Annotated in this window: 20 protein-coding genes and 1 pseudogene; 5 read left to right on the top strand and 16 right to left on the bottom strand. The window is 36.3% G+C overall.

What is annotated here, in order from left to right:
- Nucleotides 1-86: 86 nt before the first annotated feature.
- Nucleotides 87-1,432 (bottom strand): annotated as a pseudogene (gene purB / locus OLM61_RS02835) (adenylosuccinate lyase).
- Between the two features lie 161 nt (nt 1,433-1,593).
- A complete protein-coding gene (locus tag OLM61_RS02830) occupies nt 1,594-2,286 on the bottom strand; it encodes an SIR2 family NAD-dependent protein deacylase (RefSeq protein ID WP_264525012.1) in 693 nt (230 codons plus the stop codon).
- A 149-nt stretch (nt 2,287-2,435) separates the two neighbouring features.
- Here OLM61_RS02830 and cysC point away from each other — a divergent pair, with 149 nt between their 5' ends.
- The 4 genes from cysC to OLM61_RS02810 all read left to right on the top strand — a co-directional run bounded on the left by cysC (nt 2,436) and on the right by OLM61_RS02810 (nt 5,511).
- Nucleotides 2,436-2,996: an adenylyl-sulfate kinase gene (gene cysC / locus OLM61_RS02825; protein WP_264525011.1), complete on the top strand. Its 561-nt coding sequence runs from the start codon at nt 2,436-2,438 to the stop codon at nt 2,994-2,996.
- Nucleotides 2,997-3,122: 126 nt separating this feature from the next.
- Nucleotides 3,123-3,806 carry an aspartyl/asparaginyl beta-hydroxylase domain-containing protein gene (locus OLM61_RS02820; RefSeq protein ID WP_264525010.1) on the top strand — a complete coding sequence of 228 codons (684 nt, stop codon included), beginning with the start codon at nt 3,123-3,125 and terminating at the stop codon, nt 3,804-3,806.
- Nucleotides 3,807-3,815: 9 nt separating this feature from the next.
- Nucleotides 3,816-4,784: a sulfotransferase family protein gene (locus tag OLM61_RS02815; protein WP_264525009.1), complete on the top strand. Its 969-nt coding sequence runs from the start codon at nt 3,816-3,818 to the stop codon at nt 4,782-4,784.
- Nucleotides 4,785-4,848: 64 nt separating this feature from the next.
- Nucleotides 4,849-5,511 carry a TrmH family RNA methyltransferase gene (locus OLM61_RS02810; protein ID WP_264526350.1) on the top strand — a complete coding sequence of 221 codons (663 nt, stop codon included), beginning with the start codon at nt 4,849-4,851 and terminating at the stop codon, nt 5,509-5,511.
- A 123-nt stretch (nt 5,512-5,634) separates the two neighbouring features.
- Here OLM61_RS02810 and OLM61_RS02805 read toward each other — a convergent pair whose 3' ends face one another.
- The 10 genes from OLM61_RS02805 to OLM61_RS02760 all read right to left on the bottom strand — a co-directional run bounded on the left by OLM61_RS02805 (nt 5,635) and on the right by OLM61_RS02760 (nt 16,380).
- On the bottom strand, nt 5,635-6,459 hold the full coding sequence (locus OLM61_RS02805) for a YARHG domain-containing protein (RefSeq protein WP_264525008.1): 825 nt from the start codon (nt 6,457-6,459) through the stop codon (nt 5,635-5,637).
- Between the two features lie 62 nt (nt 6,460-6,521).
- The gene (locus OLM61_RS02800) at nt 6,522-7,157 is read right to left on the bottom strand and encodes a DUF2306 domain-containing protein (protein ID WP_264525007.1); all 636 of its coding nucleotides are present in this window, start codon (nt 7,155-7,157) and stop codon (nt 6,522-6,524) included.
- A 108-nt stretch (nt 7,158-7,265) separates the two neighbouring features.
- The gene (locus tag OLM61_RS02795) at nt 7,266-8,225 is read right to left on the bottom strand and encodes a transporter (RefSeq protein ID WP_264525006.1); all 960 of its coding nucleotides are present in this window, start codon (nt 8,223-8,225) and stop codon (nt 7,266-7,268) included.
- Between the two features lie 178 nt (nt 8,226-8,403).
- Nucleotides 8,404-9,444 carry a cytochrome-c peroxidase gene (locus OLM61_RS02790; RefSeq protein WP_264525005.1) on the bottom strand — a complete coding sequence of 347 codons (1,041 nt, stop codon included), beginning with the start codon at nt 9,442-9,444 and terminating at the stop codon, nt 8,404-8,406.
- A gap of 236 nt (nt 9,445-9,680) precedes the next feature.
- Nucleotides 9,681-10,484: an MbnP family protein gene (locus tag OLM61_RS02785; protein WP_264525004.1), complete on the bottom strand. Its 804-nt coding sequence runs from the start codon at nt 10,482-10,484 to the stop codon at nt 9,681-9,683.
- Between the two features lie 115 nt (nt 10,485-10,599).
- Nucleotides 10,600-10,944: a hypothetical protein gene (locus OLM61_RS02780; RefSeq protein ID WP_264525003.1), complete on the bottom strand. Its 345-nt coding sequence runs from the start codon at nt 10,942-10,944 to the stop codon at nt 10,600-10,602.
- A 210-nt stretch (nt 10,945-11,154) separates the two neighbouring features.
- A complete protein-coding gene (gene secA, locus OLM61_RS02775; RefSeq protein WP_264525002.1) occupies nt 11,155-14,496 on the bottom strand; it encodes a preprotein translocase subunit SecA in 3,342 nt (1,113 codons plus the stop codon).
- 87 nt (nt 14,497-14,583) lie between these two features.
- The gene (locus OLM61_RS02770; protein WP_007138072.1) at nt 14,584-14,805 is read right to left on the bottom strand and encodes a DUF2795 domain-containing protein; all 222 of its coding nucleotides are present in this window, start codon (nt 14,803-14,805) and stop codon (nt 14,584-14,586) included.
- A 237-nt stretch (nt 14,806-15,042) separates the two neighbouring features.
- A complete protein-coding gene (locus OLM61_RS02765; protein ID WP_264525001.1) occupies nt 15,043-15,612 on the bottom strand; it encodes a cob(I)yrinic acid a,c-diamide adenosyltransferase in 570 nt (189 codons plus the stop codon).
- Nucleotides 15,613-15,693: 81 nt separating this feature from the next.
- Nucleotides 15,694-16,380 carry an ABC transporter ATP-binding protein gene (locus OLM61_RS02760; RefSeq protein ID WP_264525000.1) on the bottom strand — a complete coding sequence of 229 codons (687 nt, stop codon included), beginning with the start codon at nt 16,378-16,380 and terminating at the stop codon, nt 15,694-15,696.
- A 308-nt stretch (nt 16,381-16,688) separates the two neighbouring features.
- On the opposite strand from OLM61_RS02760, the gene OLM61_RS02755 reads away from it, so the two are divergent.
- Complete coding sequence (locus OLM61_RS02755) at nt 16,689-17,348, top strand: DUF6565 domain-containing protein (protein ID WP_264524999.1); 660 nt, start codon at nt 16,689-16,691, stop codon at nt 17,346-17,348.
- A 53-nt stretch (nt 17,349-17,401) separates the two neighbouring features.
- Here the strand turns inward: OLM61_RS02755 and OLM61_RS02750 are convergent, their stop codons facing one another.
- The 4 genes from OLM61_RS02750 to OLM61_RS02735 form a co-directional block, all read right to left on the bottom strand.
- Entirely contained in the window at nt 17,402-18,181 is a 780-nt protein-coding gene (locus OLM61_RS02750) for an O-methyltransferase (protein WP_264524998.1), read from the bottom strand.
- Nucleotides 18,182-18,202: 21 nt separating this feature from the next.
- Entirely contained in the window at nt 18,203-18,676 is a 474-nt protein-coding gene (locus tag OLM61_RS02745; protein WP_264524997.1) for an FKBP-type peptidyl-prolyl cis-trans isomerase, read from the bottom strand.
- A gap of 59 nt (nt 18,677-18,735) precedes the next feature.
- Nucleotides 18,736-19,107, bottom strand: a complete 372-nt coding sequence (locus OLM61_RS02740; RefSeq protein ID WP_264524996.1) for a four helix bundle protein — start codon at nt 19,105-19,107, stop codon at nt 18,736-18,738.
- Between the two features lie 89 nt (nt 19,108-19,196).
- Complete coding sequence (locus OLM61_RS02735; RefSeq protein ID WP_264524995.1) at nt 19,197-21,059, bottom strand: ABC-F family ATP-binding cassette domain-containing protein; 1,863 nt, start codon at nt 21,057-21,059, stop codon at nt 19,197-19,199.
- Between the last annotated feature and the right edge of the window lie 168 nt (nt 21,060-21,227).

Raw genomic sequence — 21,227 nt, 5'->3', positions numbered from 1 at the left:
GTATGGCTAATTTTTTAATACGATTTGTAAATAAAAAAAGCTATCGATAAAGATAGCTTTTTTTGCGAAAATATGATAGGTTTTCTTTAGATTCCTACATAGTTGCTAGGGGTAATGGCCATTAATTCGGCTCTCACAGCATCAGAAACTTCTAAAGTGGCAATAAAATTATGAATGGCTTTTTTGTCAATTGCTTCATTTGTTCTGGTCAAACCTTTCAAAGCTTCATACGGATTTGGATAAGCTTCACGACGTAAAATTGTCTGAATCGCCTCGGCTACAACAGCCAGTTTTTCTCTAAATCTTCGGCAAATTTAGCCTCGTTTAACAATAGTTTGTTTAAACCTTTTAAAGAAGCTTCAAAAGCAATAATCGTATGTCCGATAGGAACTCCAATGTTACGCAAAACAGTACTGTCTGTTAAATCACGTTGCAATCTTGAAACCGGTAATTTTGCGGCCAAATGTTCAAAAATAGCATTAGCAATTCCTAAGTTTCCTTCTGAATTTTCAAAATCAATCGGGTTTACTTTATGTGGCATAGCAGAGGAACCAATCTCTCCTGCTTTGATTTTTTGTTTGAAATAATCCATCGAAACATACGTCCAGATATCACGATCTAGGTCGATGATAATGGTGTTGATTCTTTTTAAAGCATCAAAAAATGCAGCAAAATGATCGTAATGTTCAATTTGAGTGGTTGGAAATGAATGGTGTAAGCCTAAATCGCTTTCTACAAACTTATTACCAAATTGTTTCCAGTCAATTTGTGGGTAAGCTACGTGATGTGCATTGTAATTTCCGGTTGCACCACCAAATTTAGCGGCAAACGGAATATTAAATAACAAACGCATTTGCTCTTCTAAACGCTCTACAAAAACTAAAATTTCTTTTCCTAAACGAGTAGGTGAAGCAGGCTGTCCGTGTGTGCGGGCCAACATTGGAATATCTCTCCATTCTACGCTTAATTCTTTCAATTTAGAAATTAAGGCAATTAATGAAGGCATATAAACCTGCTCAAAAGCTTCTTTTGTAGAAAGCGGAATCGCAGTATTGTTAATGTCCTGAGACGTTAATCCGAAGTGAATGAATTCTTTGTATGGAGATAAACCTAGTTTTTCAAAAGCGTCTTTGATAAAGTATTCCACAGCTTTTACATCGTGGTTGGTTACTTTTTCAGTTTCTTTAATCCAAAGAGCGTCTTCAGTAGAGAAATTTTTGTAGATATTTCTTAAGCTGTCAAACAAATCAGAGTTTATGCCTGCAAGCTGTGGTAAAGGCACTTCGCATAAAGCGATGAAATATTCAACTTCAACCAATACGCGGTATTTGATTAGAGCTTCTTCTGAGAAAAATGGTGCTAATGAAAGGGTTTTATTTCTATATCGTCCATCAATTGGAGATATAGCGTTCAATTCGTTTAAAGTAGTCATTGTTATGTTGTTTGTTCGAAAGGCACAAATATAAACAGAATTTGCGGATAAAAACAGATAAAAAAGGTTAGTCTTTAGTCCCTAGTCCTTAGTTGTTAGTCTTCGGATCTTACTTCTAAGGACTAGGGACTAAGGACTAACAACTAAATACTAATCAAAAACTAGAGTGCAGCTTTTAAGCGATCTCTGAGAGCCGCCACACCATTTGATGCTACTTCGGCAATTACTTCCACTTTGTTCTGAATATTCGGAATCGCAATTGGATTTGGGTCAATATAAAAAACGGGAGTAACCGAATAGGTGTATGAAATTAATCCTGCTGCGGGATATACCTGTAACGACGTTCCAATGACTGCAAAATAATCTGCTGTTTCGGTAATTTCAATTGCTTCTTCAAGTGCCGGAACAGCTTCGCCAAACCATACAATATGGGGGCGTAACTGATGTCCGTTTTGGTCTGTGTCGCCGGTATGTAAATCCTCTGTCCAGTCTAAAATTATATTTTGGTTTTGAGTGCTTCGTACCTTTAGTAATTCTCCATGCAAATGCAGCACTTTTGTACTTCCGGCGCGTTCGTGCAAATCGTCTACGTTCTGAGTGATAATGTGCACATCAAAATCCTGCTCTAATTCGGCCAGAATTTTATGCCCGGCATTGGGTTCTACTTCTTTAAGTTGCTGACGCCTTTTGTTGTAAAAGTCGAGAACCAATTCCTGATTTTTTCTCCAGCCTTCAGGAGTAGCCACCTCCATTACATCATGGCCTTCCCATAAGCCATCGCTGTCGCGAAAAGTTTTGATTCCACTTTCGGCACTAATTCCGGCTCCGGTTAAAACAACTAACTTCTTTTTCATTTTGTTCTAATTAAAGGATAAAAATAGTGATTTACTGATTCATTTTTGGAAGAAAAGCGTACAGCTGGCACAATTCTTTTAGTAGTTTAGAGGTACCATAAAAGCGTATTTATACTTGTTGTTTGAATCTTGCAAATGATTTAGTTTTAGTGAGGAATAAAAAAAAGAGTTTTTCAATGATTTTAATACAATTCACAGGATTATCGGGTTCAGGTAAAACGACATTGGCTGAAAATGTTCGTCAGTTGTTGGTGGAAAAAAACTATAAAGTAGAGATAATTGATGGCGATGTCTATCGAAAAACAATCTGTAAAGACCTGGGATTTTCTAAGGAAGACCGCTGTGAAAACGTCAGACGGCTTTTTAATGTCGGGCGAAACTTTGTGGTGTCGGATACGATTGTTTTGATGTCAGTCATCAATCCTTATGAAAATTTGAGAAATGAGTTGAGAAATTATGAGTTTGTCAGAACGGTTTATTTAGATTGTTCGATCAATAATTTAATCAAAAGAGACCCAAAAGGACTGTATAAAAAAGCATTGTTACCCGACAATGACCGTGACAAAATAAATAATTTTACCGGAATAAGTGATGTTTTTGAGGTTCCCGTAAACGCCGATTTAGTACTGAAAACCGATTTCGAAACGGTTTCTTTTTCAACCCATAAACTGTATGATTTTATTATAGACAGTTTGCCTGATTTGGCTTAACGTTTAAGGGCCGCAGGTTTTCAAATCCGAACGGTTTTACTTATTTCTTTGATGGTAAAGCGTTTGTAAAATTTATATATTTACAAGCCCCAGGAATACTTACTAATTTAATCTTTTAAAACGCATATGAATCCTTCTTCGAGTAAACTTCCCGTTTCTTTTTCAATAGATAAATTGCAGAAAGAATTCGCTTTATGTGAAAACGATTTATGGACGCCTCATTTTAATACAGGCCGCTATGAAGGCAATTGGACAAGTGTATCGTTGAGATCCCAGTCGGGTTTGATAAACGACATTACTTCTTTTGCCAACGAAGGCTATAAAAATACGGAGCTACTGGATCGGTGTCATTATTTTAAAGAGATTATGGATTGGTTTCAATGCGAAAAAGAGGCTGTGCGTTTGCTTCGGTTAGGACCTCAAAGCGAAATAAAAGAGCATACTGATAATGATACCTCTTATGAAGATGGCTTTTTTCGAATTCATGTTCCGATCATAACAAATCCTGACGTATTTTTTTATGTGGATAAAAAACTGGTTCCTATGAAAATGGGGGAATGCTGGTATGCTAATTTTCAGCTTCCGCATAGCGTAGCAAACAAAAGTGCTGAAGCTCGTATCCATCTCACGTTGGATTGTATCCGAAATGAATGGTCGGATCAATTATTCACGGAGATGGGTTTTGATATTCATTATTCCCGAAAAAAAGAACAGTACTCTGACGAGATGAAACAACAGATTATTGCAGAACTTTCCAGAAATCCGTCGGCAGCAGGAGTCCAGATTATCGCCGATTTACAATCCAAATAAATACTGAAAATGAAAAATACAAATCACCCTTTATTTAATTGGATTCCCTATAAGTTGATTGAGAAAGAAAATGAGGTTTATCTGGAATGGCTGTACCTGGGCGACAAAAGGTATATTGATCCTTTTTTTGATGAAACCATTTCTAAATGTAAAAGCCATGCGTATAATTCCAGTTCGTTTAAAGCCGTTAGTACGGTCGAAAATTTAATCGAGTGGTCTCAGGAGCTTGCTTCGGTCGAGTTAAAAGCTTTGGTGTTTCATGTTTCGCGATGCGGATCTACAATGTTAAGTCAGTCACTGGCTACTTCGGCTGAAAACATCATGATTTCGGAAGCACCCCTTATCGACGAGATTTTAAGAAGTCATAATTTTGGCTTGGAGAAAAAAAGTGCACTTTTAAAAGCATTGCTAACTTTCTTAGGTCAGAAAAGATTTCCGGAGCAACAGAATTTAATTGTAAAACTGGATGCCTGGCATATTTTTAAAGCCAATTATCTGAGATCGACCTTCCCGGAACTGCCTTTTGCTTTGCTTTACAGAAATCCGACAGAAGTTTTAAAATCACATCAAAAAATGATGGGAATGCATATGGTTCCGAATTTACTGCCTCCTGAGGTTTTTGGAATTTCTGCTAAAGAAATTAGTGAGATTAGTTTCCAGCAATACGGAGCATTGGTGCTGGAGAAATATTTTCAGGGCTTTCTGGATTTTTATAAAACCGATCAAAATGTTGTCAAACTCAATTATAACGACGGGATGAAGAGTGTCATTGAAAAGTTTATCTCCTTTATGGCAGTCGATTATAGTGCTGATGAACTTGAGGGAATGTACGGGCGACTTCAGACACATTCTAAAAATGAAAAAGCGGTTTTTACAGGGGACTCCTTTAATGAAGAAGTTTTAGAGATCGATTTAACAGAGGTAAACAGTTTGCATGAGAGATTGGGGAATATGCTGTTAGAGGACGCGGCACATTGAAAATAATCCTGAATTTTTCTTTCTGTTTTATTTAAAATGTATTTTTGTGACAAATAAGATTGAAATGATTGATTTAGATTACCTCGCTTTCCTTGAAAATATATTAACCGATAACCGAAAAGAAAAATTTCTGAAAGTACTCGGAAACCGTACAAAGCACTTTACAATTGCGGTAGAAGATGTTTTTCAGATGCACAATACTAGCGCTGTGATGCGCAGTTGTGAGGTTTTTGGAATTCAGGAACTTAATGTGATCGAACAGCGTTACGGAAAAAAAATCGATAAAGAAATCGCGATGGGAGCCCAAAAATGGGTAGATATTCATCAGTACGACTCCGTTAGTACCTGCATTTCGACGTTAAAAAATCAGGGCTATCAGATTATTGCTACCACACCGCATGAAAATGACTGTTTGCTGGAAGATTTTGATATTACAAAACCCAGTGCATTATTCTTTGGAACCGAGAGAGACGGATTGTCACAGGAAATTTTAGATAAAGCCGATGGTTTTCTTAAAATTCCAATGGTTGGTTTTACCGAGAGTCTGAATATTTCAGTTTCGGCGGCCATTATCATTCAAAACCTAACAAACCGACTGCAAAAATCAGATATCGACTGGCATTTATCCGAAGAAGAAATTCTGGAGAAACGTTTGGCCTGGGCGAAAAATTCGATTAAAGATATTAAACGAATTGAAGCAAGGTACTACGAAGAAAATCCCAGATAGAAAATATTTAGCCACGAATTCACGAATGTATTTTGATTAAACATTCGTGAATTCATGGCTAAAAAACTTTGTCCCTTTGCTACTTTGAACCTTTTTTAAAGCGATATTTGTGGCTAAAAACACCTATCTTCCAAAAGAGTCGTAATTGTCTTCGGCATATTTTTCAAAACGTTTTAATAAAACAATATTTTCTTTTTCGACCGATGTTAATTCACTATTAACATCATCCGAGACAGGGATATACCATTCAATATTATCAAAAAACTGACGAACTGTTTTCGTTTTAAAAGTGAGCCCATGTCTGGCAAAAATGGTATTTCTAAGAATCTCTAAATCAATTTTCTTTAGGTTTTTAATATCAGATTCTTTTAATTTTTGTGTGGAGGAATTTAGTAAAATAATACTTTCTGACGCGGCTCTATAGACCGTTTCCATATAAGTTTCGGTCTCTTTAACTTCAGGATCATCATTTACCTCTGTTACTTCTTTCTCTTTTGGATTTGCATAATCGATATACATTCCTTCCTCCGGAAGCATTACATTCGGGTTATACTTGAATTCTTTTTTGGTGAGTTCAAATTTTCTTTTCCTAACTTCTTTTTTAGTGTTGTTAGCAGTCCATGTTCCTACTAAAAGCGTGTCATTTTTTATTTCAAAATCAAAAACGCCATCATTTTTATCGTCGCCAGGTTCATTTAGTCTAAAATGAACAGTGTTTCCTTCTATAGTCATTTCACCAGTAAGTCGTCTGCTGTTTCCGGCAACTATACTTTGCCCTGTAACTTCTGAGGATGTGATTTTTTTGATCAGAATGTTAATCTTATTGATATGGTTTTCTTTTTCAGGTCTTGTTGTATCGCGTTCCAGAATTGTAAAATCACCTACGTAGGAGCCATATAAATCGGTTCTAATTTCTTTAGGCTGATCTTCGGCGATGTCTTTTGTCATTTTTTTCTCTTTAGAATTACAGGAAAAAAGTAATATAGATACTAGTAGACAAAAAAGTTTTTTCATTTTTTTAATTGGTTATAAAGATAATACTCAACGATTAATAAATTAGGAATCCAGCCTAGCCATGCAATAATTTGATAGACATCCATAGGTGCTGGTTGAAACAAATATACAAGAATAACCTTCCAAAAACGTAATGTTATTGCAGAAAATGTTAAAGCAAAACTTCGCAACATAAAGGCTTTATGCTGCTCGATGTTTTTGTTTTTTATAGAAGAAAAACCTTTGAGTGTAAAATAAAACCAAAGAAGAGACAAAGTAGTAAAAGAGATTTTAGAGTAAAGACCACCGTTTGCAAAAAGACCAATAAAGAAACCAGAAGGTGCACTTAAAAAAAGCACGACAAGAACATAAAATTTACCGATGTTTCTATGTGTTGCGGGATATTTTTTTAAAATAGCAGCATTAAACTGAAAGAAACCGGCAAACAAAATAAAAATAGCCGAGTAAACATGAACGTAAAATATTGGATAATAAAAAGGAATCTGGCTAATCTCGGTTTGCTTTATTTGAAGAAAAGCGACGTCACTTTTTAGCGGTATGTACTGCCATGTTATTTTAATCATTAGAATGAAAAAAAAACTAAAGCAAATAGTCCAGATGAGTCGCAATGAGTGCCAAAGATTTTTTTTCAATTTTTGATTGAGTGTATTTAGATTGTTCAAATATAAAAAATCCCTAACTACATTTGCAATTAGGGATTAGATATTATTTCTGGATTTTGTACAGAATCAATGTCAGGTTTATAAAGTATAATTCAAATTAATACTCCATCTGTAATTGGCTTCCATATTGCCATTGGACAGATTTTGAGTAATAGGAAGCATTGCATTTACACCGATCGAAAATTTATCTTTTCCGGCTTCAATACCAAATTTTCCAAACAAAATATCACCGGCTGTATTGGGTAAATTCAGATTGTGCTGTTTATTCGTTTGGTAAAGTTCTCCTGCCAGTCCGGCTTGGGGAACAATCTGAATCGATTTTGTATCAAACAAATAAAAGAAGGTTGCGGCATAGTTAAACTGATCGCCGTACTGGTAATTTTTGCTGTTTTGTGTTTTAAAAATATAATTCAGCGTAGTGTTTAATCCCAAGTTTTTATGTTTCACTACATATTCTGAAACCAATGGAAAGTCCCAGCTCCCGGTTCCCAATTGAAAACTCTGGTTGACGCTTCCTAAATTGTTGGCTTCCGTAAATTTTCCAGTCGGAATTTTAACACCACCACCCAGATTTATTTTATGCGTAAAGAATGTACTGTCCTTTTGTGTTTCAAAAACGGTGTACAAAGCCATCACCGTAATATCTCCTAAACCGGCGATGCTTTCGGTTCCAGCGGTTAGTTTTCTTTCATGAAAATGATAGGGAACCAATGCCGAAATTTGCATTTTCTCTGTAAGCGGGATGCGCGCCCATGCCTGAACCGTGTTGAAATTTTCATCAATCCAGGGAGAGTTTGCAAAAATCCCGTCACGGCTGGTATAACTTTGTTTGAAATATCTCAGTCCCACAAAATTATTGTTCAGCATAGAGCTAAACCCCATACTCCCGCCACTTGCAGAACAGCCGCAGGCATCACAGTCAAAATCTTCCATCAGGGCCATACGTTGGAAAGTGAAGGCAGAAATACTGTCTTTTGCGGTGAAACTAAAGGCTGATAAACCAATCAAAAAGGTGAACATTACTAATATCTTTTTCATTTTATTTTTTTTTAGAAGCTAATCCCGCTTTCGGCTTTATCTTTTGGGGTGAAAAAAATCACCCCAAAAGGATACCGCCTCTATCGGGGCTAGGACTTCGGTTTTCATTATGTTTTTTTGGCTACAGCCTGCACAAATTTTCACAGAAGAAAGTATCGGGCAGACTATTACCGTATTTTTAATATTCAGCAAAACGTTTGTTGGTCAGGTAGTCTGTATCGGTTAACGTTTTAAGGAAAGCGATGATTTGCTTTTTATCCGTTTCAGAAAGTGTAATTCCAAACTTTCCGTTTTGTTTTAATATCGGATCCAGAGTTGGCGAAGATTCTATGCCGCGTGCATAGTGCTCTAAAACACCTTCCAAAGTGCCAAATCGTCCGTCGTGCATATAAGGTCCTGAGACTTCTACATTGCGTAAACTGGGCACTTTAAATTTGTAATAATCGCTTGCTAGCTCAGTGACTTTATATCTTCCAACATCATTGATCATTGGGTTTACGGCCAGGCCGTTGTTGCGAAATGAGTTATCTGTCTGTAAGTCGGTGGCATGACAGGAAGCACATTTTGATTTGAATAAATCATATCCGGCCAATTCATCAGCGGTTAAAGTTCCGCCGGCTTCTTTTCGTCTGTATTTGTCAAACTTTGAATTGGAAGAAGTTACCATAACCATAAACTGCGAAAGTGCTTTCAGCATATTTTCGGTTGAGATTTCTCCATCGGTAAAAGCCTGTCCAAATAATTTTTGGTATTCCTTGTCGCCTTTCATCATCTTTAAAATGGTATTCAAATCGCCATTCATTTCGATAATACTTGTTAAGGGAACGATAGGTTGCAGGTCTAAATGGTCTGCGGCTCCATCGTACATAAATATTGGCTGATAGGCCAGATTCTGAATCGATGGCGTGTTTCGTGTTCCCTGAGCATCGTTTACACCGTGACTTACGGTGTGTCCGTGATGGGTGAAAGCATTGGCCTGTATGTGACAAAAGCCACAGGAAACTACTCCGTCTGACGCTAAACGTCCGTCATAGAATAGTTTTTTACCCAGTTCAAATCCTTTTTCGGTCGGGGGATTTTGCGCAAGATTATAGGCTAAAGCAGGAAAATTGGAAGGTACTGTAAACTCTAAAGGAATGTTTACATACTCCTCTTCCTGATCAGAGCAGCTCCACATCAGCGGAAGCAGCAACCATAGAAAATGTTTTATTTTCAGCATGATTTTTTAAGTGTAAAAAGAGTAAAGAGAATTTTTCCGCCGCCGTTTATACGAGTTGACGCAAAGCAGAACTGGCCGGATTTTTTTACGAGAATTACTCTTTGATTTGCAGAAGCAGCAGTATTATTCTCCGTTACCAGTATCCTTTTGTGTCCATTTTAGCGGACACAAAAGATAAGGTAGGTTGGAAAGCTCAGGTTTTGTTTCGCCTGAGGTTTGTGCTTCTTAAAAATAAATTAGTCGTTATGTACGTGGTCTACTCTAAACATTGTCGAAATGTTTTGAGTGATCAATGGCAGTTTTGCACCACCCATAATCATAGCGCCCATGCCGCCCATATTGTTATCGGAAAGTTTGATTTTGTTCTGACCGTCAATTATTTTAGAAAGATCTGTAATAATATGAACCGCTGGAGTAATGTTGGAACGAACCAAAGCTTTTGTTGGAAAATCTACAGTTACCTCAGTGTAGTTGTAATCTGTTCCTGTTTTTCCGGTATGGATCATAAATGGGGTAGCTTTTGTAACCGTTTCAGAGGTAAAAGTACCTTCGAAAGCAAGAAATTTATATCCTGCAGCCCATGACCACATCATACCGGCAGCGTCTGCTTGCGCAAGAAAATCTCCCTGACCCGCAGCACCCAGTTTCCATTGTGCTTCGTCAACTCCGATTCCGAATTTTACCTTAACATAATCGCCTGCAGGAACATCTGTTAGTTTAAATTGCTGACCGGCAGCAGTAGATTCGTCAGCAATAAAATAGCTTTTGCTTTTTGGATAGGTAAAAGTCGTACCGTCCGCTTTTGTGAAAACAACATTGCTCACGATATACTTTACAAGGTTGATTTTTAGTACTTCGTTGTTTGAAGTTGTATTACCTTGTGTGTTTAAAATCAGATCGTTTGCGCCATAAGCGTTGTCGAATTTTAAAGTAATGTTTCCGCTTCCTGAAACAGTTTCGTTATTGTCATCGTTTGAACATGAAACTAAGGATATAGATAGTGCTACAATAACAAGGGCTTTGTATAAAGTATTTTTCATTTTGTGAATTTTATATAATTGTAAATTTAAATGTAAGGTGTGCGCAGGCACGTTTTCATTGTTTTTTGGGTACAATGAAAATCATTTCAATTGGTATTGAAATGTGATTTAAAAATTATATAAAATAGGATGGAGGGCGAAAGGTCGCGATAGAAACCGAAATTGGTTTTTCGTTTAAAGAAGCATAAATTTTTGCTGCAACTGTAATAGGTGCTACCAATTTGAAATCTGCTGTACTGGTATTTTGAATGTAAACAACTTCTGATTTTTCTTTCAGGTTGTTTTGCATCTTCTTTTCATTATCGGCGTATTTTTTTAAACTTTTTTGAAGTTCACAACGACCGTTACAGGTATTAAAAACCATTTTGCGCTGCACACAAATTGTTTTTGATATTTCGTCCTGATTTAATTTGAAAGTGGTATAAACAACAAAACTGCCGAATGAGGGCACTAAGAGCATACAGCAAAGAAATATGGTAAATAACTTCTTCAAGAGTTGATTTCGTTGTTTCGTTTGCAAAAATACATTATAATCGTTTTTTGAACGAACAAATATTGATTTTTTTCTAAAAAAAATATCCGCAGGTATTTTACACTTGCGGATATTCTAAAAATGACAAACCCGACAGGTTTTTGAAACCTGTCGGGTTTACATAATTAAAAGTCTTTATTATTTAACGATAACCCATTCGCCTGAGGCTACTAAAGATTCCGCTTTTTTAAATTTCATTGTTTCTGTTTTGCCACTTGCAACTTCCTGAACCGTTACAGTATCATTACGGTTGATTTTTGGCATGTCTCTCACAATTGTTTCCGTAACCTGACGCTGTTGTGTTTCTCCCGCTTCACGGTTGATTTCCTCGCTGTTTACAATTTCGTCTTTGCTTAATTTGAAGTTTTCTTTTTGACGTACTTCTTTAGCTTCGTGAATTTCAGGAACGTTTTGAGCCGGTAAATCACCTTTGAACAAGAATGAAATTACTTCTTTATTAACGTTGTCTAACATTCCTCTGAACAAATTGAAAGCCTCTAATTTGTAAATAAGCAATGGATCTTTTTGCTCGTGAACGGCCAATTGAACAGATTGTTTCAATTCGTCCATTTTGCGTAAGTGTTTTTTCCAGGCCTCATCAACAATAGAAAGAGTGATATTTTTTTCGAAATCAGCAATTAACTGAGCTCCTTCGCTGTCGTATGCTTTCTTCAAATCAGTTACCACATTCAGTGTTTTGATACCGTCTGTAAACGGAACTACGATACGCTCAAAATGATTGTTTGGCTCTTCGTAAACTCCTTTAATGATTGGGAAAGCTTCTCTGGCGCTTCTTTCTGTTTTTTCAGTATAGAAAGATAAAGCTTCTTTGTACACTTTTCCGGTAACTTCAATATCGGTTAATTTCGTAAAATCTGCTTCAGAAATTGGAGATGTAATTCCGAAATAACGAATTAAATCAAAATCAAATGTTTTGAAATCATTGGCTATTTTATTGTTGCTTACGATTAATTCGCAAGTATCATAAAGCATGTTTGCAATATCCAGTTTCAAACGCTCACCAAATAATGCGTGACGACGACGTTTGTATACTACTTCACGTTGAGAGTTCATTACGTCATCGTATTCTAATAAACGTTTACGAACACCAAAGTTGTTTTCTTCTACTTTTTTCTGAGCACGCTCGATCGATTTAGTCATCATCGAATGTTGGATAACTTCACCTTCCTGAAGTCCCATTCTGTCCATAACTTTAGCTACTCTTTCAGAACCAAATAAACGCATTAGGTTGTCTTCAAGTGAAACATAAAATTGAGAACTTCCCGGATCTCCCTGACGTCCTGCACGACCACGTAACTGTCTGTCTACACGACGCGAATCGTGACGCTCTGTACCAACAATTGCTAAACCTCCGGCAGCTTTTACTTCTGGAGATAATTTAATATCGGTACCACGACCAGCCATGTTGGTTGCAATAGTTACCACTCCGGCTTTACCTGCTTCTTCAACGATTTGTGCCTCTTGTTTGTGCATTTTAGCATTCAAAACGTTATGTGTAACGCCTCTCATTTTCAACATTCGGCTTAACAATTCTGAGATCTCTACAGAAGTTGTTCCAATCAATACAGGTCTTCCTGCATTTGATAATTGCGTAACGTCTTCGATAACAGCGTTGAATTTTTCACGTGTCGTTTTGTAGATGTAATCTTCTTTGTCTTGTCTTGCAATCGGACGGTTGGTTGGAATTTCAACAACGTCTAATTTATAAATCTGCCATAACTCTCCGGCTTCAGTAACAGCCGTACCGGTCATACCACCTAATTTGCTGTACATTCTGAAATAATTCTGTAATGTAACGGTTGCAAAAGTTTGTGTAGCAGCTTCGATTTTTACGTTTTCTTTAGCTTCGATCGCCTGGTGTAAACCGTCAGAATAACGACGACCATCCATGATACGACCTGTTTGCTCATCGACAATCATAATCTTGTTGTCCATGATCACATATTCTACATCTTTTTCAAAAAGAGCGTATGCTTTTAAAAGCTGGGTAAGGGTATGAATACGCTCGCTTTTTACTCCGAAATCCTGGAATAATCTTTCTTTAGCTTCCGCTTCACCGTCTTTGTCCAGTTTTTGTTTTTCGATAGCGGCAATTTCAGTTCCAATATCCGGAAGTACGAAAAAGTCCGGATCAGTATCTCCTGAAAGGTATTGGATACCATTATCGGTTAATTCAACCTGATTGTTTTTTTCTTCAATTACAAAATACAAAGCTTCGTCTACTTTGTGCATTTCGCGATTGTTATCCTGCATGTATTGATTTTCGGTTTTTTGAAGCAATTGTTTGATTCCTTCTTCACTCAAAAATTTAATTAATGCTTTATTTTTAGGTAAACTTCTGTAAGCTCTTAACAATAAGAATCCACCTTCTTTAGTGTTTCCTTCTTTGATTAATTTCTTAGCTTCTGCCAGGAAACCATTTGCTAACTGACGTTGCTGTGCTACTAAGTTTTCAATTTTTGGTTTCAATTCATTAAATTCATGACGGTCTCCTTGTGGAACCGGTCCTGAAATAATAAGAGGAGTTCTGGCGTCATCAATTAATACAGAATCGACCTCATCGACAATGGCATAATTGTGTTTTCTTTGTACTAAATCGCTTGGCGAATGTGCCATGTTATCTCTCAAGTAGTCAAAACCAAATTCGTTATTGGTTCCGTAAGTTATATCAGCGTCGTATGCTTTTTTTCTTTGTTCTGTACTTGGCTGGTGATTGTCGATACAATCAACTGTTAAACCGTGGAATTCGAATAAAGGTGCTTTCCAGGTACTATCACGTTTTGCAAGGTAATCATTCACGGTTACTAAGTGAACTCCGTTTCCGGTTAAAGCATTTAAGTAAAGCGGAAGTGTAGCCACTAAAGTTTTACCTTCCCCTGTTTGCATCTCGGCAACTTTACCTTCGTGTAAAACCATACCACCAATTAATTGAACATCATAGTGAATCATGTCCCAGGTAATATCTTTTCCGGCAGCATTCCATTTGTTTGCCCAAACTGCTTTTTCACCCTCAATAACAATATAAGGTTTGGTAGCCGAAAATTCACGGTCTCTTGCAGTTGCACTAACTTCGATAAACGAATTGTCTTTAAAACGACGTGCAGTTTCTTTTACTACAGAGAAAGCTTCCGGAAGGATTTCCAGTAAAGTTTTTTCTGAGATTTCGTAAGCTTCTTTTTCAAGAGCATCAATTGCATCATAAAGATCTTCTCTTTTGTCGATGTCTTCGATGTTTTCTACTTCTGCTTTAAGCGAAGCAATTTTAGCATCTTTATCAGCTCTAGCTTCTTTTATTCTCTCCTTAAAAAATACGGTTCTGCCTCTTAATTCGTCGTGAGACAAACTCATTAAGCTAGTTTCGAATGTTTTAATTTTGTTTAAGTAAGGCTGTAAAGCTTTGACATCTTTCTGTGATTTATCACCTACAAAGACCTTTATAATACTGTTTATGAAACTCATGATTTATTGTATTTCTATTTTATGTAAATGTGTATTTGAACCAAAAAAAAAGCCTCGGTGATGAGACTTTTTCCTTTGGTTTATTTTTTAATATTCATCCTCATTCCAAAGATAATCTTCGTCTGTTGGATAATCAGGCCAAATTTCTTCCATTGATTCATATATCTCCCCTTCGTCTTCAATTGACTGAAGGTTTTCTACTACTTCTAATGGAGCACCAGCTCTAATAGCGTAGTCAATAAGTTCATCTTTGTTAGCAGGCCATGGCGCATCACTTAAATAAGATGCTAATTCTAATGTCCAATACATCTGTTATCTGTTTAGTTTGTGCAAAAATAAATTTTTTACTGAAAAAGACAAGTAAAATTTGATTTATTTTAATAAAATTTAAGAACGTCCTCTTTAAAATTCCAAAAATGAAATTCCAAATTCCCCAAAAAGAGCCTGAAATTACCACTATGAGGAACTTTGTATACTATTTAAATCCGCAGAATTTTTAATTATTTCTCTCGAATTCGGGAGTTGCAAATAGAAATTTAAGAAAGTTTACTTTCTCGGGATCCATTTTACTTCCTCCGCCTTTAAATCAGAGGTCAACTTCCGTGCCAATACAAAAAGGTAGTCAGAAAGTCGGTTTAAGTATCGGATTGCGATTTCAGGAACGGGTTCATTATGGCTTAAATGTACTGCCAAACGCTCGGCACGACGGCAAATACAACGAGCTATATGACAATGTGACACAGTGGGATGTCCGCCAGGTAAAACAAAATGAGTCATTTGTGGAAGACTTTCTTCCATTTTGTCAATTTCATTCTCTAATAATTCGATATCACTATCAATGATTCCGAGATTTTTGAGGCGAAGTTCCCCGTTTTTTAATACTTCTTTTTCTGCCGGAGTGGCCAGTATCGCACCAACGGTAAACAAACGATCCTGAATTTCGATTAAAATGGTTTTATAATGGGCATCCATTTCCTGATCACGAATAAGTCCTATATAAGAGTTTAGTTCGTCGACAGTACCATAACTGTCAATTCGAATGTGATCTTTAGGAACACGTGTACCACCAAAAAGAGCGGTTGTTCCTTTATCTCCTGTTTTTGTATATACTTTCATTTTTTTAAAGGGGCTAAGGTTCTGAGGTACTGAGATTGTGAGGCTTTATTTTAGATTTGGAAAAAAATCTAAAATCTAAAATTACTTCGTGGTGTCACTTTCAATCAAACCGTCTCGCAGTCGGATCACGCGATGTGCGTAAGCGGCAATATCCTCTTCGTGAGTTACCAGAATTACGGTATTTCCTTGTGCGTGAATGTCGCCAAAAAGCTTCATGATTTCTACCGAAGTTTTACTGTCTAAGTTTCCGGTTGGCTCATCGGCCAAAATAATAGAAGGTTTGTTTACTAAAGCTCTTGCAATGGCAACACGCTGGCGTTGTCCTCCCGATAACTGATTCGGCTGATGATCCATTCGGTCTGCCAGATTTACCTGTTTTAAAACTTCTTCGGCACGTTTGGTGCGATCAGCCTTTGAGTACCCCGCATAAATCATAGGTAAGGCAACATTGTCTAGGGCAGTAGTTCTCGGCAGCAGATTAAAAGTCTGAAATACAAAGCCAATCTCTTTGTTTCGAATTCCCGCCAATTCATCGTCTCCCATTTGGCTGACATCTTTTCCGTTCAGAATGTAATGTCCCGAAGTTGGCGTGTCCAAACATCCCAACAGATTCATTAAAGTAGATTTTCCGGATCCAGATGGCCCCATTAAAGCCACATATTCACCTTTGTTGATTTCTAAATTGATTCCTTTCAAAACATAAACAATTTCGTTGCCTAGCACAAAATCTCGTTTGATCTTGGTTATTTTAATTAATGGATTTGCCATTTCGATTTACAATTTTGGATTTAAAAGTACAAAACACTTTTCAATAAACGATAAGTAGCCTGAAATTGATTTTTGTTACACCAATTGCCGTTTCTGCAAATGCATTCAGTTGTCGCATCGTTTCTATTTGATTAAAAGAGTAAGGACTGAAAATTTGTTATATAATTTTGAGGTAAATTTATATAATTATCATTTTTAATATTATTTTGTTGTTTTATTTTTAATTTAAATGTTAAAATATTTATAAATATTTATTTTTTGAATGTTTTTAGGGCTATATTTGAAATCTAACTTTAAAAGATCAGATTATGAAAAATATAGTATTATTATCCGGAATTGCGGTAATCGCATTAGGTTTTGTATCCTGTAAAGATGAAAAACAGGAACAGGCTGAAAAAACAATTGACTCTTATGTTACTTATGTCGACTCCGTTAAAAAAGTTAAGGCTGACGATTTAAAAGCCGATTGGAAAGCTGTTGAAGCCGAGTATGAAAAAAGAGCTGCCAACGCTCAATTGGCACTAGCTGATATCAAAGAAAATAGTGCCGCGACAGAGAAAATAAATACGAGTAAGATTAAGTACGAAGAATTTCGAAATAATATGGTAACTATTCTGGCTCCTCCAGCGCCAAGTCCGAAACAGCAATTGCGTAATGCTTTATTCGGTGAAGGAAAAATTGGAGAAGATATGAGTTTTGCCTGGGTGAATGCTAAAAACATTCATAGTGTTTACCAACAGTTTGTGCATACGGTAGAGAAAAATAAAGACAGTTACTCTCGTGAAGACTGGGACGAAATTAAACTGATGTATGAAGCACTTGACAGTCGAAAAAATACAGTAGAAAAAGAAGGACTAACAGGTGAAGACAATCGAAAAATTGCCGGGTTGAAGCTTAAATTTGCCCCAATGTATACGCTAAACCGAATGGGAGCGAAGTCTGAAGAAACGGCAGCAGCCAAAAAGTAATACGTAAAAAGTAAAGGTATATGAAAAAGCCAATCAGCGATGATTGGCTTTTTTTATGTACGTATTACAAAATGTTCTTTTTCCTGTTCGTATCTGAAAAAGACAAATCCCCATTGAAAAGTATCGATGGTAACGGTTACTTTAGGATGATTTTTTATAATCTCCCAGGCTTCTTCCATTTCTTGTGACCAATGGATATCATCAAAAATCCAAACAGTATCATTGTGAATTGTGGAGAGCAAAAGCTCAAAATAGGCCAAAGTTGCTTTCTTGGAATGATTGCCGTCAAAGTATATCAGATCATAGGTTTTAGATCTTAGATTTTCAGGAACTAAGAAAGATTCAAATTCACCTATGACATTTTCTACTTCGTTGCAATCGAATTTTTGCAATTGCAATTGCGCTTGTTTGGCAGTTTCCGGACAGCCTTCTAAAGTGGTTACTTTTACATTTGTATCTCCTAAGGCGAGGGCAGAAGTGGCTAAACCTAATGAAGTTCCTATTTCCAGGATGTTGTTAGGTTTGAAATATTGGGTAACCCTAAAGAGTAATTCCGCTCGTTTTGGGGAAATTCCGGCAGTAGAAGCAATTTTAGAAATTTGTCTTCTATTGGATTTAAAAACTTTTGAACCGGCTCCAAAATCAGTTACTTCAATGAAATTTTTATTTTCTAAAAGCGATTTTCTGTAATTCTTAAGAATCAGATACTCGGGTTTAGGTTTCTTATCATAAAAACATTTCGTCAATAAATGAAACACGAAGGGCGAATGCACTCCGTGTTCGTTTTTTGAATTCCAAAGAAATTTTAAATAAGATTTTATTTGAAACAACATTTATGAATTTACAATAGGTAATTAATTTACTTTGATCAGTTTTACATCAAAAATAAGTACTGAACCAGCAGGTATTCCGGGACGTCCAGAACTTCCATAACCTAAATGTGATGGAATTAGCAATGATCCGCTACCGCCTTCTTTAAACAATTGAATTCCTTCTGTCCATCCTTTAATTACTTCGTTTAAAGGAAATGTAAGACCGGCACTACTGCTTTGGTCAAATGTTTTTCCACTAGTAAAAGCCCCCGTGTAAGCAACTGTAACAGACGATGAAGCGGTAGGTCTCTTACCTGTTCCTTCTTCTTTTATAATATAATATAAACCTGTACTGCTTTTTATCGCGTTTAATTTGTTTTGCGCAATATAATCTGTGATTTCTTTTTCATTCTCAACAGTATAGTCTTTTGCTATTGGTTGTTCTTGTTCTTTGTCATTGCTAATACAAGAGGTAAATAAAGTGAATACGAATAGGGCAGATAAAAGGTATTTCATGTGGTATTTTTTTGTTTAAATAAATATAATAAAATTAGTCTCAGTCTCAGTCGCGGTTTTCAGTTTTGTCCGCATCCAAACTTAGTTGGATTGTTGATCATATAATTTATCAATCGTCCAATTTCGAGATTTTTACTATTTAGTTTGTCAAATGTTTCTTTTGTAATGTATTGGCATTCCAGCGAAAATTCGAGCCAGGTATTTGTTTCTGAGTTTTCAGCATCGCTATCCGTTAATTTACTTATAAAATGATTTGTATATCTTCTTTTTCTATAGGATTCAGCAATATTAGCACTAACACTTCTCGAAGATCGGCGTATTTGATCTGTTAAAGAAAACTTCTCTTCTTTGGGAAATGTTTTTGATAATTCAAAAATTTCCATCGCAAGCTCAAATGATTTCTTATAAGCCAATAATTCTTTAAAATCCATAACTAGTTTTTTCTACTAAATTAAGAATTTTCTTTCAATTTAAACAAATCTGAAAACTGCGACTGAAAACTGCGACTGAAAACTAAAACCTATCCCTCAATCTTCGCCGAAAGCTCAAACCAGCGTTCTTCTTTCTGATCTATTTTATTGATGATGTTTTGTAATTCGTTTGCTTTCTTTTCGATATCGGCATCGGCAACTTTTCCATCAGAGAACAATTGTTCGATTTTGGTTTTATCAAGTTCGAGATCTTTAATTTCTCTTTCCAGTTTTTGATATTCTTTTTGCTCGTTGAAAGTTAGATTTCCGGTTGGATTATTTTGTTTCCAGTCTTTCTTTTCGGCTTTGTTTTCTTCCTTTTGAGCCACATCGGCACTATCTTCATATGCTCTGAAATCAGAATAGTTTCCAGGGAAGTTTTCAATCTCGCCATTCCCTCTGAAGACAAATAAATGATCGACAATTTTGTCCATGAAATAACGGTCGTGCGAAACCACCAATAAACATCCCGGATAATCTAAAAGGAAGCTTTCTAAAACGTTTAGCGTTACAATATCTAAATCGTTGGTAGGCTCATCTAAAATTAAAAAGTTGGGATTCTGAATCAAAACGGTACATAAATACAAACGCTTTAATTCTCCACCACTTAATTTTTCAACAAAATCATATTGTTTTTTAGCATCAAAAAGAAAACGTTCCAATAATTGCGAGGCCGAGATCATTCGTCCTTTTGCCAACGGAATAAATTCCCCGTATTCTTTAATGATGTCAATTACACGTTGGTTGGGTTTCGGGTTGATTCCTGTTTGCGTGTAATAACCAATTTTGATGGTATCTCCTTTTACGACACGTCCGCTGTCTAATGGAAGTGTTCCGGTAAGCAGATTCAGGAAAGTTGATTTTCCGGTTCCGTTTTTACCAATAATTCCAATACGTTCTCCACGTTGAAAATCGAAACTAAAATTATCCAGAATCACATGATCCTTGAATTTTTTGGAAATTTTGTGAAGCTCGATAATTTTGCTTCCCATACGTTCCATGTTGATTTCAAGTTCAACTTTATTTTCACGACGACGGCTTTGTGCTTTTTCTTTGATTACATAAAAATCATCCTGACGGGATTTTGACTTTGTAGTTCTTGCTTTTGGCTGACGGCGCATCCATTCCAGTTCTTTTACAAACAAGTTTTTGGCTTTGTCAACACTGGCGTTTTCAGAGGTAATTCGTTCTTCTTTTTTCTCTAAATAGTACGAATAATTTCCTTTGTACTGGTATAGTTTTCCGTTGTCTAGTTCGATGATTTCGTTACAAACACGCTCTAAAAAGAAACGGTCGTGCGTTACCATAAACAAGGTAATGTTTTCTTTGGCAAAATAGCTTTCCAGCCATTCGATCATCTCGAGATCTAAGTGGTTGGTTGGCTCATCCAGAATTAACAAATCAGGACGATTGATCAAAATGATCGCCAATGAAAGACGTTTCTTTTGCCCTCCCGAAAGATTCTTAACCTTCAGTTTGAAATCCTCCAGTTTTAATTTGAAGAGAATTTGTTTGTATTGCGTTTCAAAATCCCAGGCGTTATGTTGGTCCATACCGTCAAAAGCTTTTTGGTAGGCTTCTTCATCGTCCGGATTTTCAAGTGCTTTTTCATAAGCCTCAATAATTTTAAGCGTCTCATTGTCGGAAGCAAAAATACTCTCTTCAATGGTTAGCTCCTCCTGTAAGTTGTTATCCTGTGAAAGAAAAGCCATTCTAATTCCTTTTCTCAAAACAACCTGTCCGGTATCAGGTTCGTCCAAACCATTGATAATGCTCATAATGGTTGTTTTTCCTGAACCATTTTTTGCAATAAAGGCAATTTTTTGATCTTTATTGATTCCGAAAGAAATGTTGTCAAACAAGGTTCTTTCACCAAAGGATTTCGATATATTTTCGACTGATAAGTAATTCATGTTGTAAAAGTGCCTGAAATAAGGCTTTTTTATGTATTAAAAATTGTAACGAGGTCTTTAATTAGATCTCTAAATTTTTAATAGGAATTTAATTTTGACGGTGCAAAGATACCTTTTTGAGTCAAACAAAAAAATAGCTTAACATTAGCGTTCAGACATAAAAGACGC

This window comes from Flavobacterium sp. N502536 (assembly GCF_025947345.1).
Lineage (GTDB): Bacteria > Bacteroidota > Bacteroidia > Flavobacteriales > Flavobacteriaceae > Flavobacterium.
The sequence above is the reverse complement of the archived record's forward strand: the minus strand, read 5'-3'. Positions and strand labels throughout refer to the sequence as shown.

Coding starts and splice junctions, on each gene's coding strand:
- OLM61_RS02830 (WP_264525012.1), bottom strand. CDS start 2,286: ATGAAAAAGAAGTTAGTTGTTTTAACCGGAGCCGGAATTAGTGCCGAA.
- OLM61_RS02820 (WP_264525010.1), top strand. CDS start 3,123: ATGAATCCTTCTTCGAGTAAACTTCCCGTTTCTTTTTCAATAGATAAA.
- OLM61_RS02815 (WP_264525009.1), top strand. CDS start 3,816: ATGAAAAATACAAATCACCCTTTATTTAATTGGATTCCCTATAAGTTG.
- OLM61_RS02810 (WP_264526350.1), top strand. CDS start 4,849: ATGATTGATTTAGATTACCTCGCTTTCCTTGAAAATATATTAACCGAT.
- OLM61_RS02805 (WP_264525008.1), bottom strand. CDS start 6,459: ATGACAAAAGACATCGCCGAAGATCAGCCTAAAGAAATTAGAACCGAT.
- OLM61_RS02795 (WP_264525006.1), bottom strand. CDS start 8,225: ATGAAAAAGATATTAGTAATGTTCACCTTTTTGATTGGTTTATCAGCC.
- OLM61_RS02790 (WP_264525005.1), bottom strand. CDS start 9,444: ATGCTGAAAATAAAACATTTTCTATGGTTGCTGCTTCCGCTGATGTGG.
- OLM61_RS02785 (WP_264525004.1), bottom strand. CDS start 10,484: ATGAAAAATACTTTATACAAAGCCCTTGTTATTGTAGCACTATCTATA.
- OLM61_RS02780 (WP_264525003.1), bottom strand. CDS start 10,944: ATGCTCTTAGTGCCCTCATTCGGCAGTTTTGTTGTTTATACCACTTTC.
- secA (WP_264525002.1), bottom strand. CDS start 14,496: ATGAGTTTCATAAACAGTATTATAAAGGTCTTTGTAGGTGATAAATCA.
- OLM61_RS02770 (WP_007138072.1), bottom strand. CDS start 14,805: ATGTATTGGACATTAGAATTAGCATCTTATTTAAGTGATGCGCCATGG.
- OLM61_RS02765 (WP_264525001.1), bottom strand. CDS start 15,612: ATGAAAGTATATACAAAAACAGGAGATAAAGGAACAACCGCTCTTTTT.
- OLM61_RS02760 (WP_264525000.1), bottom strand. CDS start 16,380: ATGGCAAATCCATTAATTAAAATAACCAAGATCAAACGAGATTTTGTG.
- OLM61_RS02755 (WP_264524999.1), top strand. CDS start 16,689: ATGAAAAATATAGTATTATTATCCGGAATTGCGGTAATCGCATTAGGT.
- OLM61_RS02750 (WP_264524998.1), bottom strand. CDS start 18,181: ATGTTGTTTCAAATAAAATCTTATTTAAAATTTCTTTGGAATTCAAAA.
- OLM61_RS02745 (WP_264524997.1), bottom strand. CDS start 18,676: ATGAAATACCTTTTATCTGCCCTATTCGTATTCACTTTATTTACCTCT.
- OLM61_RS02740 (WP_264524996.1), bottom strand. CDS start 19,107: ATGGATTTTAAAGAATTATTGGCTTATAAGAAATCATTTGAGCTTGCG.
- OLM61_RS02735 (WP_264524995.1), bottom strand. CDS start 21,059: ATGAATTACTTATCAGTCGAAAATATATCGAAATCCTTTGGTGAAAGA.